The organism is Patulibacter minatonensis DSM 18081, from assembly GCF_000519325.1.
Lineage (GTDB): Bacteria > Actinomycetota > Thermoleophilia > Solirubrobacterales > Solirubrobacteraceae > Patulibacter > Patulibacter minatonensis.
In genome coordinates this window covers 5,326,097-5,345,468 of record NZ_KI912613.1, presented here as the reverse complement: position 1 = coordinate 5,345,468, position 19,372 = coordinate 5,326,097, and the positions used below count along the sequence as shown (strand labels likewise).

The 19,372-nt window shown below is 71.3% G+C and carries 15 protein-coding genes; 10 read left to right on the top strand and 5 right to left on the bottom strand.

Annotation, left to right across the window (positions count from 1 at the left end; translation table 11 throughout):
* Nucleotides 1-5 precede the first annotated feature (5 nt).
* Nucleotides 6-3,656 (bottom strand): methionine synthase, encoded by a 3,651-nt coding sequence (locus PATMI_RS0125150; RefSeq protein WP_026912906.1) that lies wholly within the window; start codon nt 3,654-3,656, stop codon nt 6-8.
* Nucleotides 3,657-3,840: 184 nt separating this feature from the next.
* Between PATMI_RS0125150 and PATMI_RS35480 the strand changes: the two genes are divergently transcribed.
* From PATMI_RS35480 to katG, 4 genes are all read left to right on the top strand, one after another.
* Nucleotides 3,841-4,464 (top strand): hypothetical protein, encoded by a 624-nt coding sequence (locus PATMI_RS35480; RefSeq protein WP_051472267.1) that lies wholly within the window; start codon nt 3,841-3,843, stop codon nt 4,462-4,464.
* Between the two features lie 63 nt (nt 4,465-4,527).
* On the top strand, nt 4,528-4,980 hold the full coding sequence (locus PATMI_RS0125140) for a DUF488 domain-containing protein (RefSeq protein WP_026912905.1): 453 nt from the start codon (nt 4,528-4,530) through the stop codon (nt 4,978-4,980).
* A 109-nt stretch (nt 4,981-5,089) separates the two neighbouring features.
* A complete protein-coding gene (locus PATMI_RS33235; RefSeq protein WP_036726405.1) occupies nt 5,090-5,524 on the top strand; it encodes a Fur family transcriptional regulator in 435 nt (144 codons plus the stop codon).
* 62 nt (nt 5,525-5,586) lie between these two features.
* Nucleotides 5,587-7,767: a catalase/peroxidase HPI gene (katG, locus tag PATMI_RS0125130; protein WP_157260973.1), complete on the top strand. Its 2,181-nt coding sequence runs from the start codon at nt 5,587-5,589 to the stop codon at nt 7,765-7,767.
* Nucleotides 7,768-7,899: 132 nt separating this feature from the next.
* On the opposite strand, the gene PATMI_RS0125125 is transcribed toward katG, so the two are convergent.
* On the bottom strand, nt 7,900-8,922 hold the full coding sequence (locus tag PATMI_RS0125125) for a DUF1963 domain-containing protein (protein WP_026912904.1): 1,023 nt from the start codon (nt 8,920-8,922) through the stop codon (nt 7,900-7,902).
* Between the two features lie 72 nt (nt 8,923-8,994).
* Nucleotides 8,995-9,654 (bottom strand): HNH endonuclease family protein, encoded by a 660-nt coding sequence (locus tag PATMI_RS0125120; protein ID WP_026912903.1) that lies wholly within the window; start codon nt 9,652-9,654, stop codon nt 8,995-8,997.
* Nucleotides 9,655-9,853: 199 nt separating this feature from the next.
* On the opposite strand from PATMI_RS0125120, the gene PATMI_RS0125115 reads away from it, so the two are divergent.
* The gene (locus PATMI_RS0125115) at nt 9,854-11,116 is read left to right on the top strand and encodes a GNAT family N-acetyltransferase (RefSeq protein ID WP_026912902.1); all 1,263 of its coding nucleotides are present in this window, start codon (nt 9,854-9,856) and stop codon (nt 11,114-11,116) included.
* On the opposite strand, the gene PATMI_RS0125110 is transcribed toward PATMI_RS0125115, so the two are convergent.
* Nucleotides 11,109-13,256: a glutamine synthetase III family protein gene (locus tag PATMI_RS0125110; protein WP_026912901.1), complete on the bottom strand. Its 2,148-nt coding sequence runs from the start codon at nt 13,254-13,256 to the stop codon at nt 11,109-11,111. The genes PATMI_RS0125115 and PATMI_RS0125110 overlap by 8 nt on opposite strands.
* Nucleotides 13,257-13,679: 423 nt before the next feature.
* Here PATMI_RS0125110 and PATMI_RS33230 point away from each other — a divergent pair, with 423 nt between their 5' ends.
* Together PATMI_RS33230 and PATMI_RS33225 are read left to right on the top strand one after the other, a co-directional pair.
* On the top strand, nt 13,680-15,116 hold the full coding sequence (locus PATMI_RS33230) for an ammonium transporter (RefSeq protein WP_051472266.1): 1,437 nt from the start codon (nt 13,680-13,682) through the stop codon (nt 15,114-15,116).
* A complete protein-coding gene (locus PATMI_RS33225; RefSeq protein WP_051472265.1) occupies nt 15,113-15,484 on the top strand; it encodes a P-II family nitrogen regulator in 372 nt (123 codons plus the stop codon). The genes PATMI_RS33230 and PATMI_RS33225 overlap by 4 nt, the downstream gene beginning before the upstream one ends.
* A gap of 130 nt (nt 15,485-15,614) precedes the next feature.
* On the opposite strand, the gene PATMI_RS0125095 is transcribed toward PATMI_RS33225, so the two are convergent.
* Complete coding sequence (locus tag PATMI_RS0125095; RefSeq protein ID WP_026912900.1) at nt 15,615-16,193, bottom strand: hypothetical protein; 579 nt, start codon at nt 16,191-16,193, stop codon at nt 15,615-15,617.
* A 295-nt stretch (nt 16,194-16,488) separates the two neighbouring features.
* Here PATMI_RS0125095 and PATMI_RS0125090 point away from each other — a divergent pair, with 295 nt between their 5' ends.
* Genes PATMI_RS0125090 through PATMI_RS0125080 form a run of 3 tightly spaced genes read left to right on the top strand, consistent with a single transcriptional unit; the run spans nt 16,489 to nt 19,228 of the window.
* Nucleotides 16,489-17,229, top strand: coding sequence for an MlaE family ABC transporter permease (locus PATMI_RS0125090; RefSeq protein WP_026912899.1), 741 nt, complete (start codon nt 16,489-16,491; stop codon nt 17,227-17,229).
* A gap of 34 nt (nt 17,230-17,263) precedes the next feature.
* A complete protein-coding gene (locus tag PATMI_RS0125085; protein ID WP_026912898.1) occupies nt 17,264-18,061 on the top strand; it encodes an ABC transporter permease in 798 nt (265 codons plus the stop codon).
* Nucleotides 18,062-18,067: 6 nt separating this feature from the next.
* Entirely contained in the window at nt 18,068-19,228 is a 1,161-nt protein-coding gene (locus PATMI_RS0125080; RefSeq protein WP_026912897.1) for an ABC transporter ATP-binding protein, read from the top strand.
* The last annotated feature ends 144 nt before the right edge of the window (nt 19,229-19,372 follow it).

Sequence of the window (19,372 nt, the reverse complement as noted above, 5' to 3'; positions counted from 1 at the left end):
GGACCTCAGGCGGCGGCCGGCGTCCCGTCCGCGTTGACCGTGTCGGCAGCCTCCTCGACCTCGGCCTCGAGGAAGTCGGCCTCGATGCGGGTCGGGTCGCGCTCGGTGTCCTTGATGACGTCGTCGGGCGTGCCGTCCTTCATGAACCGCCCGTTGCGCATGCCGTAGTACGTGGCCTGCGGGTGGTGGACGACCATCGCGAGCGTCGACTGCTCCGGCGTGGGGGAGTAGCCGTCGGTGATGTCCAGGCCGATCTGCGAGATGTCGAGGAGCTCCTTGACCTTCTCGTGCTCGGACTGGTCCGGGATCGCCGCGTAGCCCCAGGACAGGCGGCGGCCCTGGGTCACGGGGATGCCGTACCACTCGCGGACCTTCCAGTGCAGCCACTCGGAGAGGCCCTCGGCGGTCTGCACGCCGAGGCCGTGCACGAACAGCTGCTCGGCGTACTCGCCGTCCTGCTCCAGCTTGGCCATGAGCTCCGTGACCTCCTCGCCGACCGTCAGCGCCTGCACGGCGATGACGTCGAGCTCCTCCGGCGGCGCGACGGTGCCGTCCGGCTGCTTCACGCCCGGGCGGTAGAAGTCCGACGTCGCCATGCGGTCGCCCTTCTGCTGGCGCGGCGTGACGAAGCGCTCGATCTCGGTCTTCCGGTCCTCCGGGTCGAGCAGCACGACGTCGTTGCCGTCGGCGTAGCAGGGGAAGAACCCGATCAGGGCGCGCGGGCGCAGGTAGTCCTGCTCCTTCCACATGCGCTCGAGCTTGTGGCGGAAGCCCTCCTCGGACTCAGGGTCGGACGGATCGCCCTCGATGAGCTTCTTCCAGGCGTCGCCCTTGATGCCCTTGCCGCCCCAGTGGAGCTTGAAGAGCACGTGCGTGTCGAGGTGGTGGTAGAGCTCGTCCATGTCGACGGGCACCTCCTGCACGCCCCAGAACGGCGGCTCCGGCACCGGTGCGTTCCGGTCCACGGGGGAGTCCGCGACCTCGGTGGTCTCGGGCAGCTCCTCCTCGTTCTTCGCCTGGTCGCGCAGCTTGATGGCCCCCGCCTTGATCTCCTCGATCATCTGCGGGTGCTCCTCCTTGTCGACCATGCGGTCCATGACGCCGAGGCCCTCGAAGGCGTCCTTGCAGTAGAAGACGCCGCCCTCGTAAGTCGTGTCGTCGTCGAACCCGTTGGGATGCAGCGCGCGGTAGGAGAAGTTGCGGTTGATCGCCGCGCCGCCGAGCAGCACGGGGAAGTCGAGGCCCTCGCGGTGGAGCTCCTGGATCGCCAGCGGCATCTGCTTCGACGTCGAGACGAGCAGGGCCGACAGGCCGATCGCCGTGGCCTTGTGCTCCTTGGCGGCCTCGAGGATCGTGCCGACCGGGACCTGCTTGCCGAGGTCGACGACGGTGTAGCCGTTGTTGGAGAGGATCGTGTTGACCAGCGACTTGCCGATGTCGTGCACGTCGCCGAACACGGTCGCCAGGACGACGGTGCCCTTCGTGTAGTCCGCGGTGCGCTCGAGGTAGTTCTCGAGCTGTGCGACGGCCTTCTTCATGACCTCGGCGGACTGCAGCACGAACGGCAGGATGAGCTCGCCGGCGCCGAACTTGTCGCCGACCTCCTTCATCGCCGGGAGCAGCACGTCGTTCAGCGTCGGCACGGCGCCGAGCTTCTCGACGGCGCGGTCGATGTCGGCCTCCACGCCCTGCTTCTTGCGCTTGAGGATGCGGAAGTGCAGCGCGTCCTCGGGCTCCATCTCCGCCGTCGGGTCGGCCTTCTCCTCGGCCTCCGCGCCGGGGCCCTTGGACTCGAAGTGGTTGATGAACTTCTCGAGCGCGTCCTCGCTCGTGTTCCACACGAGGTTCTCGGCCAGCTCGCGCTCGACCGGGTCGATCTCGCCCATCGGGATGATGTGCGCGGGGTTGACCATCGCGAGGTCCAGGCCGGCCTCGACGCAGTGGTAGAGGAAGACGGAGTTCAGGACCGAGCGCGCGGCCAAGCCGACGCCGAAGGAGACGTTCGAGACGCCCAGCGACGTCTTGACGCCGGGCAGGCGGTTCGAGATCTCCTTGATCGCGCCGATCGTCTGCACGGCGGAGTCGCGCCACTCCTCGTCACCCGTGGTCAGGGTGAACGTCAGGAGGTCGAAGATCAGGGCCTCGTTCTCGAGGCCGTGCTCCTTCACGGCGATGTCGTGGATGCGCTCGGCGATCTCGAGCTTGCGCTCGACCGTCTTGCCCATCCCGACCTCGTCGATGGTCAGCGCGATGACCGCGGCGCCGTGCTCGAGCGCCATCGGCACGACGAGGTCCATCTTGTCGCGGCCGGCCTCGAGGTTGACCGAGTTGACGATCGCGCGGCCCGGGATCTGGTCCAGGGCGATGGAGATGACGTCGGGCTCGGTCGAGTCGATCTGGATCGGCGCGGGCTGCGTCAGCGAGATCTTCTTGACGACCTGCCGCATCTGCTCGGCCTCGTCGGCGCGCTCGGTCAGCGCGACGCAGACGTCCAGGACGTGGGCGCCGCCCTCGACCTGACCCTCGGCGATCGTGACGAGGGAGTCGTAGTCGTCGGCCAGGAGGAGCTCCTTGGCCTTGCGCGAGCCCTGCGAGTTGACGCGCTCGCCGACGATCGTCGGGCGCGGCTCCTGCACGAGGTCGGCGGCGCCGATCATCGACGAGACCTGGATCGCGCGCTTGTCCTTCGAGTTCGCGCCGACGTTGAACGCCGTGGCGCCCGGGTCGGTCTTCGCGACGCGCTCGGCGATCGCGGAGATGTGCTCCGGCGTGGTGCCGCAGCAGCCGCCGACGATGGCGACGCCGAAGTCGTCGACGAACGTGCCCAGCGCGTCGGCCAGGGGCTGCGGCTTCTCGGGGAAGACGGTCTCGCCGTTGATGCCCTGCTGCGGGATGCCGGCGTTCGGGATGCAGTGGACCGGCACCGAGGCGTACTCGCCGAGGTAGCGGATCGCGTCGCGCATGTCCTCCGGGCCGGTCGAGCAGTTCAGCCCGATGACGTCGGCCTTCAGGGCCTCGAGCGTCGTGACGACGGAGGCGATGTCGGTGCCGAGCAGCATCTTGCCGCCGTTGGGCAGCAGCGACACCGAGATCTGCAGCGGGACCTTGATGCCCGTCGACTTGAACGCCTCGCGGGCACCGAAGATGGCGGCCTTGACCTCGAGGATGTCCTGCGCGGTCTCGATGATCAGGAGGTCCGAGCCGCCCTGGATCAGGCCGCGCGACTGCTCCTCGAAGACCTTCACGAGGTCGCGGAACATGATGTTGCCGAGCGTCGGGTCGTCCGAGCTCGGCAGGTAGCCCGTCGGGCCGATCGAGCCGGCGACGTAGCGGTCCGGGCCGGCGGCCTTGCGGGCGATCTCGGCGGCCTTCTGGTTGATCTCGAGCGTGTGGTCCTCGAGGCCCCACTCCTCGAGCTTCAACCGCGAGGCCTGGAACGAGTCGGTCTCCAGCACCGTGGCGCCGGCGTCGAGCATCGTGGTGTGGAGCTCCTCGATGACGTCCGGTCGGTTGAGGACCAGGACCTCGTGGGCGCGCCCGGGGAGCTTGTAGTCGTCCTCGAGCGAGAGGTTCTTGTCCTCGAGCAGGGCGCCCATCGACCCGTCGAACACCACGACGTGATCGCGGACGGCTGCCAGGTAATCGCGCTCGGCCATGCACCGATCCTAGCAACGTGCGGGCCAACCTTGACACGAGCGCGTCAAGGTTGGGGTCGTCGGGGGCGGAGGAACGGCGCACGCTACGCGTCGGCACCGCGCCCCGGATGCCGGCGGTGGCCCGTCCGTCGAGCGGCGCCGGGCGTGCGCGAGGCGCGACCACCGACCGCCGATCGGTCGGGGGATGGCCCCGCTCCTCACGCGCCTCCCGGCGCCCCGCGGCCTGCACCCCGTCATCGCGCTGGCGGGATGGTTCGTCGCGGCGTTGCTCGCCTTCCGGCTGTGGGTCGAGGACCCGGGGGTGGAGTACGGCGGCGGGCCCGCCGGGTGGATCGCACGGGTGGCCCACACCGTGAACCTCCTCTTCCACGAGGCCGGGCACGTGTTGCTCGCGCCGCTCGGGTGGGACGCGCTGACCCTGCTCGGCGGCACGCTGCTCCAGCTCCTGGTCCCGATCGTGCTCGTGGGACTCGCGGTCCGCGAGCGGCGTCCGGGGGCCCTCGTCGTCGTGCTGATGCTGCTGTCGACCTCCGCGTACTCGGCCGCGACGTACGTCGCCGACGCCCGGGCGCGGGAGCTCCCCCTGATCACCGGCGACAGCAGCCACCACGACTGGGGGCAGCTGATCTACGAGATCTGGGACGTCCCGGGCGCCGAGGAGCCGATCGCGCTCGTCCTGCGCGTCCTGGGGATCGCCGCGTTCGTGGCGGCGACCGCGGTCTGCGTCCTCGCCGGGCGGCGGTGGGCCGCCGGGCGGGACGGCGCGCCCGCGATCCGTCGGCGGCCGCTCGGTCCGTACGGTCGGTGACCCGTCGCACCGGTCGGCCCGATGCGGACAGGTCGTGACCCCGTCCGGTGCGATGCTGCGCCCATGGCCCCCGAGATCTGGACCGTCGGCTACGAGACCCTGCTCCCCGAGGCCCTCGTCGCCGAGCTCGAGGCCACCGGGATCGAACGGCTGATCGACGTCCGGTACCGGCCGCAGTCGCGCCGCGCCGGCATGTCGAAGACGAAGCTCGGCCTGCTGCTCGGCGAGCACCGGATCGCCTACGAGCACCGCCGCGAGCTCGGGACCCCGCCCGACATCCGCGTCGACTACAAGCAGGGCCACGTGGCGGCGGGCCGCGAGCGCATGGAGCGGTGGGTCGAGGAGGAGGCCGGGCCGTCGGCGGCGCTCGACGTCCTCGCCGAGGAGGTCGCGTCCCCGGATGCGCTCCGGACCGTCCTGATGTGCCTCGAGGCGGACCCCGCCGTCTGCCACCGACGGGTCCTCGTGGAACGCCTCGCCGACCGCGTCCCCGGGCTCGTCGTCCACGACCTCTGAGCCCCGGCCGGCGCCGGCCACGCGTCGTGACCCGGTCCCGGTGGCGGTCGTCGTGACGATCGCGTGACGTTTCTGGATCGGTTCCAGATGATGTGCGAGACTCGGCGCCGTGCCGTCGGTCCCCGAACTCGAGAGCGTGCTGCGCGGGGCGTCCCTCCGCGTCACGCGCCCCCGGGTCGCGGTCCTGCACGCCGTGCACGAGCACCCGCACGCCGACACGTCCTCCCTGATCGACGCCGTCCGCGGCGAGCTCGGGGCCGTGGCGCCGCAGACGGTCTACGACGTGCTCGACGCGCTGACCAGCGCCGGGCTGGTGCGCCGCATCCATCTGCGCGGGTCCGTCGCGCGGTACGAGTCGCGCGTGGCCGACAACCACCACCACGTGGTCTGCCGGTCGTGCGGGGCGATCGCCGACGTCGACTGCGCCGTCGGCGAGGCCCCGTGCCTGCACCCGTCCGAGGACCACGGCTTCGTCATCGACGAGGCCGAGGTCGTCTACTGGGGCACCTGCCCCGCGTGCGCGGCGACGCACAGCAGTTCCTGAACCCCCTCACACCACACCGGAGAGAGCCCGTGTCCGATACGCCGGATGCCGTCGAAGGCAAGATGAACGAGCAGCAGCCGGAGGCCGCCGAGGCCCGCTGCCCGGTCGCCCACGACCGCCTGCCCTATCCGACCCAGGGCGGCGGGAACCGCGACTGGTGGCCCGACCGCCTGAACCTGAAGATCCTGGCGCCGAACCCCGCCGTCGCGAACCCGCTCGGCGAGGACTTCGACTACGCGCAGGCGTTCCAGAGCCTCGACCTGGCGCAGGTCAAGAAGGACATCGAGGAGGTCCTCACGACCTCGCAGGACTGGTGGCCCGCGGACTTCGGGCACTACGGCGGCCTGATGATCCGCCTGGCCTGGCACAGCGCCGGCACCTACCGGATCCACGACGGCCGCGGCGGCGCCGGCGCCGGCCAGCAGCGCTTCGCCCCGTTGAACTCCTGGCCCGACAACGCGAACCTCGACAAGGGCCGCCGTCTCCTCTGGCCGATCAAGCAGCGGTACGGCCGCAACCTCTCGTGGGCCGACCTCATGGTCCTCGCCGGCAACGTCGCGCTCGAGTCGATGGGCTTCCAGACCTTCGGCTTCGCCGGCGGCCGCGAGGACGTCTGGGAGCCGCAGGACGAGGTCTACTGGGGCCCGGAGCAGGAGTGGCTCAAGGGGGACAAGCGCTACACCGGCGAGCGCGTCCTCGAGAAGCCGCTCGGCGCGTCGCAGATGGGCCTCATCTACGTCAACCCGGAGGGCCCGGAGGGCAACCCCGACCCGGTCGCCGCCGCGAAGGACATCCGCCTGACCTTCGGCAACATGGCGATGAACGACGAGGAGACCGTCGCGCTGATCGCCGGCGGCCACACGTTCGGCAAGACCCACGGCGCCGCCGACCCCGACCAGCACGTCGGCCCGGAGCCGGAGGGCGCCGACCTCGTCGAGCAGGGCCTCGGCTGGAAGAGCAGCTACGCGTCCGGTGCGGGCAACGACACGATCACGTCGGGTCTCGAGGTCACCTGGACCCGCACCCCGGTGCAGTGGTCGAACGACTACTTCGACTTCCTCTTCGAGTACGAGTGGGAGCTCGAGAAGAGCCCGGCCGGCGCGCACCAGTGGGTCGCCAAGGGTGCCGAGGCCATCATCCCCGGCCCGACGCCGGACGCCCCGCCGCGCAAGCCGACGATGCTGACGACGGACCTCTCGCTCATCGAGGACCCCGAGTACCGGAAGATCTCGAAGCGGTTCCACGAGCACCCGGACCAGTTCGCCGACGCGTTCGCCCGCGCCTGGTTCAAGCTCACGCACCGCGACATGGGTCCGATCCAGCGCTACCTCGGCCCCGAGGTCCCGCAGGAGGAGCTCCTCTGGCAGGACCCGGTCCCGGCCGGCCCGCAGCTGACCGACGCCCAGGTGGCGACGCTGAAGCAGGCCATCGCGGACACGGGCCTCACGGTCACCGAGCTCGTGAAGGCCGCCTGGGCCTCCGCGGGCAGCTTCCGCGGCAGCGACAAGCGCGGCGGCGCCAACGGCGGCCGGATCCGCCTCGCCCCGCAGAAGGACTGGGAGGTCAACGACCCGGCCGAGCTGCAGAAGGTCCTGACCGCCCTCGAGGGCGTGCAGCAGGCCTTCGACGGCGACGTCTCGATCGCCGACCTCGTGGTCCTCGGCGGCAACGTGGGCGTCGAGCAGGCCGCGAAGGCCGGCGGCGTCGACGTCACGGTGCCGTTCACCCCGGGTCGTGGCGACGCGTCGCAGGAGCAGACGGACGTCGAGTCCTTCGACGCCCTCGAGCCCGCCTCCGACGGCTTCCGCAACTACGCGGCGGGCAACCAGCCGCAGCGCGCGGAGTACCTGCTCGTCGACCGCGCGAACCTCCTGACGCTCAGCGCGCCGGAGATGACCGTCCTGGTCGGCGGGCTGCGCGTCCTCGGCGCGAACGCCGGGAACTCGAAGCACGGCGTCCTCACCGACCGCGTCGGCACGCTCACGAACGACTTCTTCGTGAACCTGCTCGACATGGGCGTCAGCTGGACGGGCGCCGGCGAGAACACGTTCGAGGGACGGAACGGCGACGGCTCGGTCAAGTGGACCGGCACGCGCGCCGACCTCGTGTTCGGCTCGAACTCCGAGCTGCGCGCACTGGCCGAGGTCTACGCGTCCGACGACGCGTCCGAGCAGTTCGTCCACGACTTCGTCGCCGCCTGGGCGAAGGTCACGGACCTCGACCGCTACGACGTCGCGGCGTAGCGATCCCGGTGCCGGCCCTCCCGGGCCGGCGCACCCGCAGGACCCACGGCCCCCGGACCCCCGGGGGCCGTCGTCGTCCGGTGCGGACGACGACGCGGACCGGCGGTGCCGTCCCGGCGCCCTCGCCGCCGGTCAGCCGCTGTCGGGGTAGACCTCGATGCGGCTCCAGCGGCGCGCCTTCAGGTCCTGCGCGTCGATCAGGAAGCTGACGCTCCCACCGTCGAGGAACGATCCGCCGACGGTGTCGGGGAGCAGCGTCAGGAGCGTCAGCTGGCCCGGTTCCCGCGGATCGTCCTGGGCGGTGGTCGGGATGCCCAGGACGGCGTGCTCCGCCAGCTCGCTCCCGCGCTCGTCGTAGGACGGGACGCCCGAGCGCCGGTTCCACTCGGGGATGGTCCGTTCGTAGGCCCGCTCGCCGGCCTCCCCGAGCCGGTAGCGCGGGGCGTCGGCCAGGAAGAGGCTGTCGACCAGCGTCAGCCGGGGCCGGAACCCGACCGCGACGGACGGGACCGTCGCGTCCTCGATCCCCACGTCCGGCGGCGGGCGTCGCGTGGGCCGGGGCTTCGTGGCGTCCTCCAGCGGCACCCGCGCGGGCCGGTAGAGGACCCGGAGCCGGCGTCCGGGGCGGTTGCCCGACTCGGGCTCGAACAGGCGCTCCAGGGCGGCGAAGAACGTCAGGGTGCCCGTCGCGGGGAGCCGCCGGCGACCGGGGAACTGCGGCAGCTCGGCCAGGTCGATCAGCGCCACGAACGACAGCGGCCGGCCCTTGCGGACGGGCCACCGGGTGCCGCGGGGGAGGACCGGGGGCCCGCCGATGCGGCTGCGCCCGGGACCGGTCCGGCGCACGGGGAACGCGCCCCACTCCGCGTCGTGGGCCAGGCGCTTCGCGCCCCGGGCGGGCACGCCGCGCGCCACCAGCAGGCGGCGCAGCGCGGCCCGGGTCCCGCGCCCGTCCGTCGGGCCGGGCCGGTCGGCCGCCGCGATCGGGGGTGACGCCGGCCGTGGTGCCGGCGCCTCCCGGAGGACGGTCTCGCCGCCGTCGATGGGGAGCAGGTCGGTCCGGTGCCCGCGCGGCAGCACCGCCGGCGCGAGCAGCGCGAGCACGACGACCGCGCACGCGACGACGACCAGGACCGGCGGCCTGCGCGGGGTCACGACGAGGATGGGCGGAGGCCGGGACGGGACACGCCCCGCAACCGTAGCCCGCCCACCGCGTCCCCGCCAGGATCAGCCCGCCGGCGTGTACGTGATCGTCGTCGACGGGCAGCCCGCCGCCCGCGACGCCAGCGCGCTGCGCTCCGCCGTGTCCACGGTGAGCCCCCAGCGGAGCTTCACCGACACCCACTCGGCCGCGTACGTGCAGCGGTAGGACGTCAGCGGCGGCTCCCACTCGGCGGGGTCCTTGTCGCCCTTCGCCTGGTTCAGGCTGTCCGTGACCGCGATCAGCGTCCGCGGATCGCTCAGGTCGTTCGCGTAGGACTCACGGCGGGTCGCCGTCCACTTCGACGCCCCGGAGTCCCACGCCTCCGCGAGGGGGACGACGTGGTCGATGTCGAGGTCGGCGATGTCCGTCCACCGCTCGCCGTCGTACGGTGACGTCCAACTGCCGTTCGTGAGCGAGCAGCCGCTGCCGACCGTCGGGGCCTTCACGGCCTCGTCGATCAGGACCTCGCGGCGCGTGTCGCAGCCGTCGGAGTCGGCGTCGATCCAGAGCTTGAACTTCGACCGCTCGTAGCCCGTGCGGCTCTCGGTCGCGCCCGGCAGGGCGGACACGCCGGCCTTGAGCGTCGTGCTGGCGGCAGACGCCACGGCGGGGGTCAGGGTCACTGCGGTGGCCGCCGTCGCGAGGACGACGACGATCGGGCGGCGGATGCTGGGGGAGCGCATCGGTGCCTCCTTCTCGGGAATGGGACCCCGCGATCGTCGTGCCGGGACCGTCACGGCGTGTGACGACTCCGTGACGGACGGGACCGGAGCCCTGCACGGCCGGCCGGCACCCGGCGGCTCGGGGCACGGAGGGCCCGCACCGGGCGGGGCGTCGCGCTCCCGGAACGTGGCGCGTTGCCACTCGTCTAGTCTGCCGGGCGTGGCGTCCTTCTCCGACGACGGCCCCGGCCCGCTGCGGGTCGAGTTCCTCGCCCCGACGGCGCTCGACGAGGCCGGGAGGCGGTGGCGCGAGCTCGAGGCCGATGCCGGACCCGTCCCCGTGATGCGCTCGTGGGTGTGGTCGTCCGCATGGGTGCGCGCGTTCGGTCCGGAGGTCGCCTGCCGCTTCGCCTTCGTCGTCGACCCACGCGGCCGGACGGTCGGGGCGACGCTGGTCACCGCCGGACAGACGCGTCGGGGGCCGGTGCCGCTGGACGTCCGCTGGCTCGGCACCGGGGACCTCCCCGAAGGGGCGGAGGCGTTCCCGGACGCCAACGGTCCGGTCGCGCTCCCGGGGCACGAGTCGCCGGTGCTCCGGGCCCTCATCGCCGCGCTGGCCGACGAGGGCGGCTGGGACGAGCTGCGCCTCACCGGGGCGCTCGACGACGACGCCCGGCGGTTCGCGACGACCTGGCCGGCCTCCCGCGTCCGGGCCCAGCGCCTGGCCTCGCCGCTCCACGACCTCCGCCGGCAGCCCGTCGACGGTGACGTGACCGCGTCGCTGCGCCGGAGCCACCGCCGCAACGCCCGGCGGACGCTGCGCGCGTTCCAGCGCACGGGGGAGGTCACGGTCGACTGGGCCGAGACGCCGGCCGAGGGGCTCGCGATGCTCGACGAGCTCGTGCGGCTGCACCAGGTGCGCTGGAACGCCGACGGTCGCCCCGGTGCCTTCGCCCGCCCTGAGGTGCTCGCGTTCCACCGGGAGCTGGTGGAGCGCCTCGTGGCCGACGGCCGCGTCGCGCTCTCCCGCGTGCGGTGCGACGGGCGGACGATCGCGACCACGTACGGCTTCGTCGACGGTGGGCACCTGCGCAGCTACCAGACCGGCCTGGCACCGGCGGGTGGTGGCCGACTGCGGCCGGGGGCGCTCGGCGACCTCCTGACGATGGCTGAGGCCCGCAGGCGGGGGCTCGAGACCTACGACTTCCTCCCCGGCGGCGTCGACTACAAGCGGACGCTCTCCACGGGGGAGGGGCGGCGCTGGCGCGTCGCGCTCCGGGGGCGGCGGCCGCGCCTGGCCGTCGTCGATGCGCTCGCGGGGGCCCGGGAGGTCCTCCGCCGCGTGCGCGGGCGCCCGGCGCCGGCGGAGGCGGGCTGGGACGGCGCGGAGGAGCTCGTGCTCCGGACGACCGAGGGCCCCGCGTCTGCGGGGCCCTCGGGTGCTGCGTCGCCGGCCGGTCGCCGGCGAGGAGGCGCTACTTGATGAAGAGCATCTCCGAGTAGTGCGGCAGCGGCCACAGGTCGTCGGCGACGATCTTCTCGAGCTCGTCGGCGGTCTCGCGGACCGACTCCATCGCCGGGAGGACCTCGTCGCGGAGGAACTTCGCGTGCTCGAGGTCGGCGAGCTCGCCCTCCGTCGCGTTCAGCTTCTCGAGGTGGAGGATCTTGTCGTAGAACGTGTCGACGAGCGCCCGGACCTCGGCGGCCTGCTTCTCGAGCCCGACCGACTCGACCCGGCTGAGCTGCGCGATGCCGGCGGGCAGGATGAGGGTCCGCGCCATCGAGGCGCAGGTCTCGGCCTCGATGTTCAGCTTCGCCGAGTACTGCTCGACGAGGACGTCGTAGCGGGCCTCGATCTCGCGCTCCGAGAGGACCTCGTAGCGCTCGAACAGCTTGATCGACTTCTCCGTGACGAGCTCGGGGAGCGCGTCCGGGGTCGTGCGGTGGTTCAGCAGACCGCGCTTGGCCGCCTCGTCCTGCCACTCCTGGGAGTAGCCGTCGCCGCCGAAGACGACGCGCTTGTGGGCCTTGTAGACCTCGGCCGTGAGCTCCGTGACCGCGGCCGCGAGCTCGGTGCCGGCCTCGAGCTTCGCCTCGAGGCGCTCGTTGAGGTCGTCGATGGCCTCGGCGGTCATCGTGTTCAGCACCGTGTTCGTCAGGCCGAGCGACTGGGACGAGCCCAGCGCGCGGAACTCGAACTTGTTGCCGGTGAACGCGAACGGCGAGGTGCGGTTGCGGTCCCCGCCGTGGCGCGGAAGCGGCGGCAGCACCGGGGTGCCCATGCCGAGGAACGAGCCCGGGGCGGACGGATCGCCCTCGCCGGCCTCGATGGCCTCGAAGATCGACTCCAGCTCGGAGCCCAGGAACATCGAGATGATCGCCGGCGGTGCCTCGTTGGCACCGAGGCGCCAGTCCTGGCCGACGTTCGCGGCGGTCGCCCGCAGCATGCCGGCGTGCTCGTCGACGGCCTGGATCACGGCCGAGCAGAAGAACAGGAAGATGAGGTTGCCGTGCGGCGTGTCGCCCGGGTCGAGCAGGTTGCCGCCCAGGTCGGTGCCCATCGACCAGTTGTTGTGCTTGCCCGAGCCGTTGACGCCCGAGAACGGCTTCTCGTGCAGCAGGCAGACGAGGCCGTAGCGGGTGGCCGTCGAGGCCATGATCTGCATGACCAGGTGCTGGTGGTCCGCGGCGACGTTCGAGGTCTCGAACAGCGGAGCGAGCTCGTACTGGCCCGGCGCGACCTCGTTGTGGCGCGTCTTGATCGGCACGCCCAGCTTCTCGAGGGTGCGCTCGGCCTCCATCATGTACGCCAGCACGCGCTCCGGGATCGACCCGAAGTAGTGGTCGTCGAGCTCGTGGCCCTTCGGCGGCTTCGTGCCGAACAGCGTGCGGCCCGTGATCTGGAGGTCGGGGCGCTCGTAGTAGTACTGCTCGTCGATCAGGAAGTACTCCTGCTCGGCGCCGATCGTCGTCAGCACGCGCTGCGGGTCGTCGTCGCCCAGCGTGGAGAGGGCGCGGATCGCGGAGCGCGACAGCACGTCCATGGAGCGGAGCAGCGGGATCTTCGTGTCCAGCGCCTCGCCGGTCCACGACGTGAACGCCGTCGGGATGCAGAGCAGCGCGCCGTTCGGGTTCTCGAGGACGAACGCCGGCGACGTCGGGTCCCACGCGGTGTAGCCGCGGGCCTCGAACGTCGAGCGGATGCCGCCGGACGGGAAGGACGAGGCGTCCGGCTCGGCCTGGATCAGCTCCTTGCCGGAGAAGTCGGCGATCGCGCCGCCGTCGCCGGTGGGGTTGAAGAAGGAGTCGTGCTTCTCGGCCGTGTGGCCCGTCAGCGGCTGGAACCAGTGGGTGTAGTGGCTGGCGCCCTTCTCCAGGGCCCAGTCCCGCATGGCGGACGCGACGGCGTCGGCCAGCGTGACGTCGAGCGCCTCGCCGCGCTCGAGCGTGCGCTGCAGGCGCTTGTAGACGTCCTTCGGAAGGCGCTGCCGCTGGACGGCGGGGCTGAAGACGTCGACGCCGAAGACCTGGTTCTGCGGGCGTGTGAGGTCGTCGATGCCGAACGCGACCTCGTCGGCGTTCCACCGGGCGGCGGAGACGTTCCTCTGGCGGGGATGGGTCATGGGCTGCGGGTGCTCCTCGGGGTCGGTGACCGTCGTCGTACGCGCGGGACACAGTCCTCCGGCGCGTACGGACCAGCGGCGACACTAGGTCCGACTGGGTGACCCAGACCTTATCCCGATGTCCAAGAGGGCGGTTCGTCCGGTCGACACGACGGATGGGCCCCTCCCATGTGGAGCATCTGTACATCGGGGCTTTCGCCATCGGGACAGCGGACCTTCGACGCCGGGCCGGGAGCCTGTGGTCAGTCCGATCAAGGAGAACTCCCGATGTCTTCGACCCTACGCCGGTCGACAGGCGGGCCTGGTCCCGCCGTCTCAGAAGGTCCGTCCACCCCCGACGAGCCCGCGGCCCCCGCGCGGGGCCTCCGCTCGCGTCGCGGGCGCTTCGCCGCCGTCGCGGCCACCGCAGCCGGCGCGGCCCTCGTGCTGCCGGCGTCCGCCCTGGCGGTCGCGGCACCCGACGAGCCCGGCTTCGGCGGGAACGTCCAGAACATCGGCAACTCGCTCGCGGACCTCGCGAACGAGGTCAACATGTTCTGGCTCATCTTCGGCGGCGCGCTCGTCTTCCTGATGCAGCTCGGCTTCCTCGGACTCGAGGTCGGGTTCTCGCGGGGCAAGAACGTCGGCTCCGGCGTGGCCAAGATCTTCGTCAACCTCTCCGTCGCCAGCATCGTCTGGTGGGCGCTCGGCTTCGGTCTCGCCTTCGGCGGCAACGGCGACGACGGCGCGCCCGGTGGCTGGCTGCTCGGCGCATCCGGCTTCCTGTTCCAGAACGGGACCGACTTCAAGGGCGTCGGCGCGACGAACTCCGACATCGCGTTCATGTTCTTCCAGTTCACGTTCGCCGCGGTCTCCCTGGCGATCGTCTGGGGCTCGACGCTCGAGCGGATCAAGTTCATCGTCTACCCGATCTTCGGCGTGGTCTTCGTCGGGTTCATCTACCCGGTCATCGCCCACTGGGGCTTCGGTGGCGGCCTGTTCTCCGACATCGGCTCCGGCGCGCTGGACTTCGCCGGCTCGACCGTCGTCCACCTGACGGGTGCGACCGCCGCGCTCGCCGCCGCGATCGTCCTGGGGCCGCGCATCGGCAAGTACGACAAGGACGGCAAGCCGCGGGCGATCCCCGGCCACTCGATGCCGATCTTCGCCATCGGCGTGATCGTCCTGTGGGTCGGCTGGTTCGGCTTCAACGGCGCCTCGACCGTCGCCACCGACGGCTCGTTCTTCGCCCACGTGATCCTGTCGACCAACCTCGCGGCCGGCGCCGGCGCGATCGCGGCGATGATCACGATCTTCGCCATCACGAAGAAGTTCGACGTCGGCATGATCGGCAACGGCGCGATCGCCGGCCTGGTCTCCGTGACCGCCCCGTCCGGCTTCATCGAGGTCTGGGCCGCCGTGCCGATCGGCTTCATCGGCGGCGTCATCGTCGTCTTCGGCGTCCTCGGCATCGACAAGCTGAAGATCGACGACCCGGTCGGCGCGACCTCCGCGCACGGTCTGGCCGGCATCTGGGGCACCCTGGCCTGCGGCCTCTTCGCCTCGAACCGCCTCGTGCTCGACCCGGGCCAGACCGGCCTGTTCTACGGCGGCGGCCTCGGCCAGCTCGGCACCCAGGCGGCGGCCGTCGGCATCGCCTTCGTGTTCGTCTTCGTCGTCTCGTTCGCGGTCTTCAAGCTCCTCGACATGACGATCGGCATCCGCGTGTCCGCCGAGGACGAGCGCGCCGGCCTCGACATCTCCGAGCACGGCATGTACGGCTACCCTGAGCAGTTCATCCCGGAGGCCGAGCTCATCGGCGCCGCCAACGCGGCCCCGGTGGACCGGCTGAGCACGCCCAGCAAGGAGATTCCCGCATGAAGATGGTCGTCGCATACGTCCGCCACGAGGCTTTCGAGCCGATCCGTGGCGAGCTGCTCGACCTCGGCTTCCCGAGCCTGTCGGTGAGCGAGGTCAAGGGCTCCGGCCGTCAGAAGGGGATCACGGAGCGCTACCGCGGCGCCGAGCTGACGAACTACCTGCGTCCGAAGCTCAAGATCGAGTGCGTCGTCGAGGACGGCGACGTCCAGACGATCGTCGACTCGATCCTCAAGCACGCCCGCACGGGTGCCGTGGGCGACGGCAAGGTGTTCCTGATGCCGGTCGACGAGTCGTACCGCATCCGCACGGGCGAGGCCGGCAGCGAGACGCTGCAGGCCCATTCGACGGACGACCTGCCGCCGAAGTGATCACGAGGGCCGGGGGCTGACGCTCCCGGTCCCGATCCTCGGTCGCCTCGGGCGTCGCCGGTTCTCCCGGCGGCGCCCGTCGTCGTTCCGGGCGGTCGCCGGGAGCGCGCGCCGCCCGGCCCGTCGGCGGTCAGTCGTCGGAGACGACGGTGTCGAGCGTGCCGCTCGTGCTGCCGCCGGACGCCGCCCGCACCGGGCCGTTCTCGTCGAGGCCGGCCGAGACGCGCCAACGCACCGCGTGGCTGCCCGCGACGGCGGGGGTGAGCTTCCACGTGAACGTCTTCGACGCGCCCGGGGCCAGGCGACCCAGCGCCCAGGTGCCCACGTAGGCGGTGGTGCCGCCCTTCGGCGGCTCGTCGACGACCCAGATCGGACGACGCGGATCGGCGACGCGGCCGGCACCGTTGTCGGCCACGGCGATCGACCGGTTCAGGCCCCCGAGCGTGACGGCGACGTCGGGCAGGGCGCGCTGATCGGCGTTCTTGACCGTGACGGTCAGCGTCTCGACGTTCGCGAGCTTCTGGTCCTTGGCGAAGGTCGCCTGCGCGGAGACCGCGAACGGCTGGCCACCCGACGCGTCCTTGAGCTCGCCGTCGCCCCCGCCGCAGGCGGTGAGCCCGACGGCGCAGGCCACCAGCGCGAGCGCCGGGACCCCGTGGAGCGGCCGGCGGGACGGCCTCGTGCGGGATGGAGTGGGAGGGGCCGTCATCGCGCGGGCAGGCTAACACAGCGCGGAGGGCGAAAACGCGGGTCCGGACGTGGTCCCGAGACGGGTTGTGACCGACGGTCCGAAACTGAACACGAACCAAACCTGCCGCGGGCGTCATCTGCAAACCCGCTCCAGCACTGGAGTTTCGTGTGGTCGGTGGCACACAGCGATGGCATGGCGTAGGCTGCAGCCGTCCCTTCGTGCCCCGCGCGGAAGCAGGAACACCTTCATGGCATCCACCGTCGTCAACCGCGTCTTCGATCCCGCCAAGGGAGCTCTGGAAGAGGTCGGCGACATGATGATCCTGGCGGGGAAGACGATCGTCTCCGCCGTCAGGCCGCCGTACTCCTACGGCGACGAGTTCGTCCACCAGTTCCTCTTCGCGCTCCGGCTCTGCTGGTTCCCGCTGCTGGTGTCGACCGTGGCCTTCGGCTTCGGCGCCCCGGGCCTCCAGGCGGCGAACTTCCTCGTGCTGTTCGGCGCGTTGGACCGCCTGGGCGGCTTCTTCGTGCTCGCGTCCATCCGCGAGTTCGCGCCGTTCGTGACCGCGGTCGTGCTCGCCGGCGTGGCGGGGACCGCGATCACCGCCGACCTCGGCGCGCGGAAGATCCGCGAGGAGCTCGACGCCCTGCAGGTCCTCGGCGTCGACCCGGTCAAGAGCCTCGTCGTCCCGCGCTTCCTCGCGCTGATGATCGTCACGGGCCTCTTCGACGTCTACGCGCTGATCTTCGGCATCTTCGGCGGCATCGTCGCGACCCTGGTCAACGGGGCACCGCTCGGGCCGTTCTGGGCGACGTTCTTCGGCAACGCGTCGACGACCGACCTGTGGGGGTCCTTCGTCAAATGCACGTTGTTCGGCGCCATCATCGCCGTGGTCTGTTCGTACAAGGGCATGACCGCGAAGGGCGGTGCAGAGGGCGTCGGCAGAGCGGTGAACCAGGCGGTGGTGATCGCCTTCCTCGGCATCTTCGCGTTCAACTACGTCTTCACCCAGACGCTCCTGGCCACCAACCCCGAGATGCTGGTGATCAAGTGACCTCCCGCTGCGTCACCCGGACGGAGGTCGTGCGATGAGCGCGTGGCTCGAGCAGCCGAAGGACCTCCTCGCCAACGTCGGCGAGGGCGCCAAGTTCTCCGCCAAGATCATGGGGCAGGTGTACTCGCTGCGGGTGCTCCGGTTCCTCGGCGAGGCCCTGCGCCAGGCCGGCGTGCTGATCACCAGCTCGACGGTCGTCATCTGGGGGCTCGTCTTCATCATCGGCCTGCAGTGCGGCCTCGAGGGCGCGTACTTCACCCGCTCCATCGGCTCCCCGGCGTACGCCGGCGTGTTCGCCGCGTGGTGCGATCTCCGCGAGCTCGTGCCGTACGCCTTCGGGTACATGATGGCCGCCAAGGTCGGCACCGGCATCGTGGCCGAGCTCGGCTCGATGCGGATCTCGGAGGAGATCGACGCCCTCGAGGTCATGGGCTTCGACTCGGTGCTGTTCCTCTGCGCCACCCGCCTCCTCGCGTCGTGGCTCGTGCTGCCGTTCATGTACGTCGCCGCGATCGGCGCCGGCTTCTTCGCGTCGTACCTGACGGTCGTGGAGCAGGTCGGGGACGTCTCGTCCGGTGGCTACCTGCTGATCTTCTGGATGTTCCAGAACCCGCCCGACCTGCTGTACAGCCTGATCAAGGCCATGTCGATGGCCACCGTGATCGTGCTCGTCGGCTGCTACTACGGCTACAACGCCAACGGCGGACCGGTCGGCGTCGGCACGGCGACGGCGAAGTCGATGGTCGTCAACCTGATCATGGTCCACCTGATCGGGATGCTCGGCACACAGTTGTTCTGGGGCGCCAACCCGCGCGCTCCGATCGGAGGCTAAGGACCTATGCCGTTCATTCCCAAGCGCCGCGGGCGCGATGACGACGACCGCCCCGAGACCGAGGACACCGCCGTCCACCCGACGGCGGGCTCCGGCCGGAAGGACGACGTCGCCGTCCCCGACGACACCGGCCTGTTCGTCGACCCCGACGAGGGTCGGGCGTCCACGACGGACGACACCGAGCTCGACCTGCCGGACGACCGGACCGAGGACGTCGACCAGCGGGCGCCGCTCACGCGCCTGTCCGGGAACGCCGAGGAGTCCCGCAGGGAGTCGTCGGCCGGAACCGGAGGCGGCGTCAGCGTCGTGCGGGAGCCGCAGGCGGAGGATCCGGACGACGAGTACCAGTGGCACACCGGGATCCGTCGTCCGACGGGCAACCCCGACGCCGTCGAGTTCGTCGAGACGCACAAGGCGTTCGGTCGCAACAAGATCCTCCGCGGCCTGAACATGGGCCTGCCGGAGGGCATGATCTCGATGATCCTCGGGCCGTCCGGCACCGGCAAGTCGGTCTGCATCAAGCACATGGTCGGGCTGCTCTACCCCGACGACGGCGACGTGCTGGTCCACGGCGAGTCGGTGCCGTCGATGGGGCTGGACCACCTGCTCGGGATGCGCCAGAAGTTCGGGGTGCTGTTCCAGGACGGGGCGCTGTTCGGGTCGATGAACATCCGCGACAACGTCGCGTTCCCGCTCCGGCAGCACACCGACAAGCCGGACAAGGACATCCTCGAGATCGTCGACCGCCGCATGGACGAGGTCGGTCTGGGCGCGGCGTGGGACAAGTTCCCCAACGAGCTCTCCGGCGGGATGCGCAAGCGCGCCGGGTTCGCCCGCGCGCTGGTGCTGGACCCGTCGATCGTCCTCTTCGACGAGCCGGACTCCGGTCTGGACCCGGTCCGTACCGCGCTGTTGGGCGAGCTGATCCAGGAGATCCATCAGGAGACGATGGAGGACGCGCGGGAGAAGAACTGGCCGCACATGCCGGCCTTCACCCTGATCACGCACGACATCATGACCGCGCGCCGCGTCTCGCAGTTCATCAACGTCGTGTGGAAGGGCCGGATCGTCGAGTCCGGTCCGGCGGACGAGCTGTTCGACTCCGACAACGCGTTCGTCAACCAGTTCCTCGCGGGCGCCTCAAGGGGCCCGCTCGGCATGAACTGACCGCCTGCCCGCGCGGCGCGTCCGGGCCTCCCGGGCGCGCGGTCCGCGCGGGGCCGGCGGCGGACGGGCGTACGCCGTCCGTGACGCCCCCCGGAAGTGGGGCTCCGCGGATCCGTACCATCGGTAGGGAAGCTGGGCGGCGGA

Coding starts and splice junctions, on each gene's coding strand:
- PATMI_RS0125140 (WP_026912905.1), top strand. CDS start 4,528: ATGGCCCCCGAGATCTGGACCGTCGGCTACGAGACCCTGCTCCCCGAG.
- PATMI_RS33225 (WP_051472265.1), top strand. CDS start 15,113: ATGAAGATGGTCGTCGCATACGTCCGCCACGAGGCTTTCGAGCCGATC.
- PATMI_RS0125120 (WP_026912903.1), bottom strand. CDS start 9,654: ATGCGCTCCCCCAGCATCCGCCGCCCGATCGTCGTCGTCCTCGCGACG.
- PATMI_RS0125090 (WP_026912899.1), top strand. CDS start 16,489: ATGATGATCCTGGCGGGGAAGACGATCGTCTCCGCCGTCAGGCCGCCG.
- PATMI_RS0125150 (WP_026912906.1), bottom strand. CDS start 3,656: ATGGCCGAGCGCGATTACCTGGCAGCCGTCCGCGATCACGTCGTGGTG.
- PATMI_RS0125080 (WP_026912897.1), top strand. CDS start 18,068: ATGCCGTTCATTCCCAAGCGCCGCGGGCGCGATGACGACGACCGCCCC.
- PATMI_RS0125085 (WP_026912898.1), top strand. CDS start 17,264: ATGAGCGCGTGGCTCGAGCAGCCGAAGGACCTCCTCGCCAACGTCGGC.
- PATMI_RS0125110 (WP_026912901.1), bottom strand. CDS start 13,256: ATGACCCATCCCCGCCAGAGGAACGTCTCCGCCGCCCGGTGGAACGCC.
- PATMI_RS0125095 (WP_026912900.1), bottom strand. CDS start 16,193: ATGACGGCCCCTCCCACTCCATCCCGCACGAGGCCGTCCCGCCGGCCG.
- katG (WP_157260973.1), top strand. CDS start 5,587: ATGAACGAGCAGCAGCCGGAGGCCGCCGAGGCCCGCTGCCCGGTCGCC.
- PATMI_RS35480 (WP_051472267.1), top strand. CDS start 3,841: ATGGCCCCGCTCCTCACGCGCCTCCCGGCGCCCCGCGGCCTGCACCCC.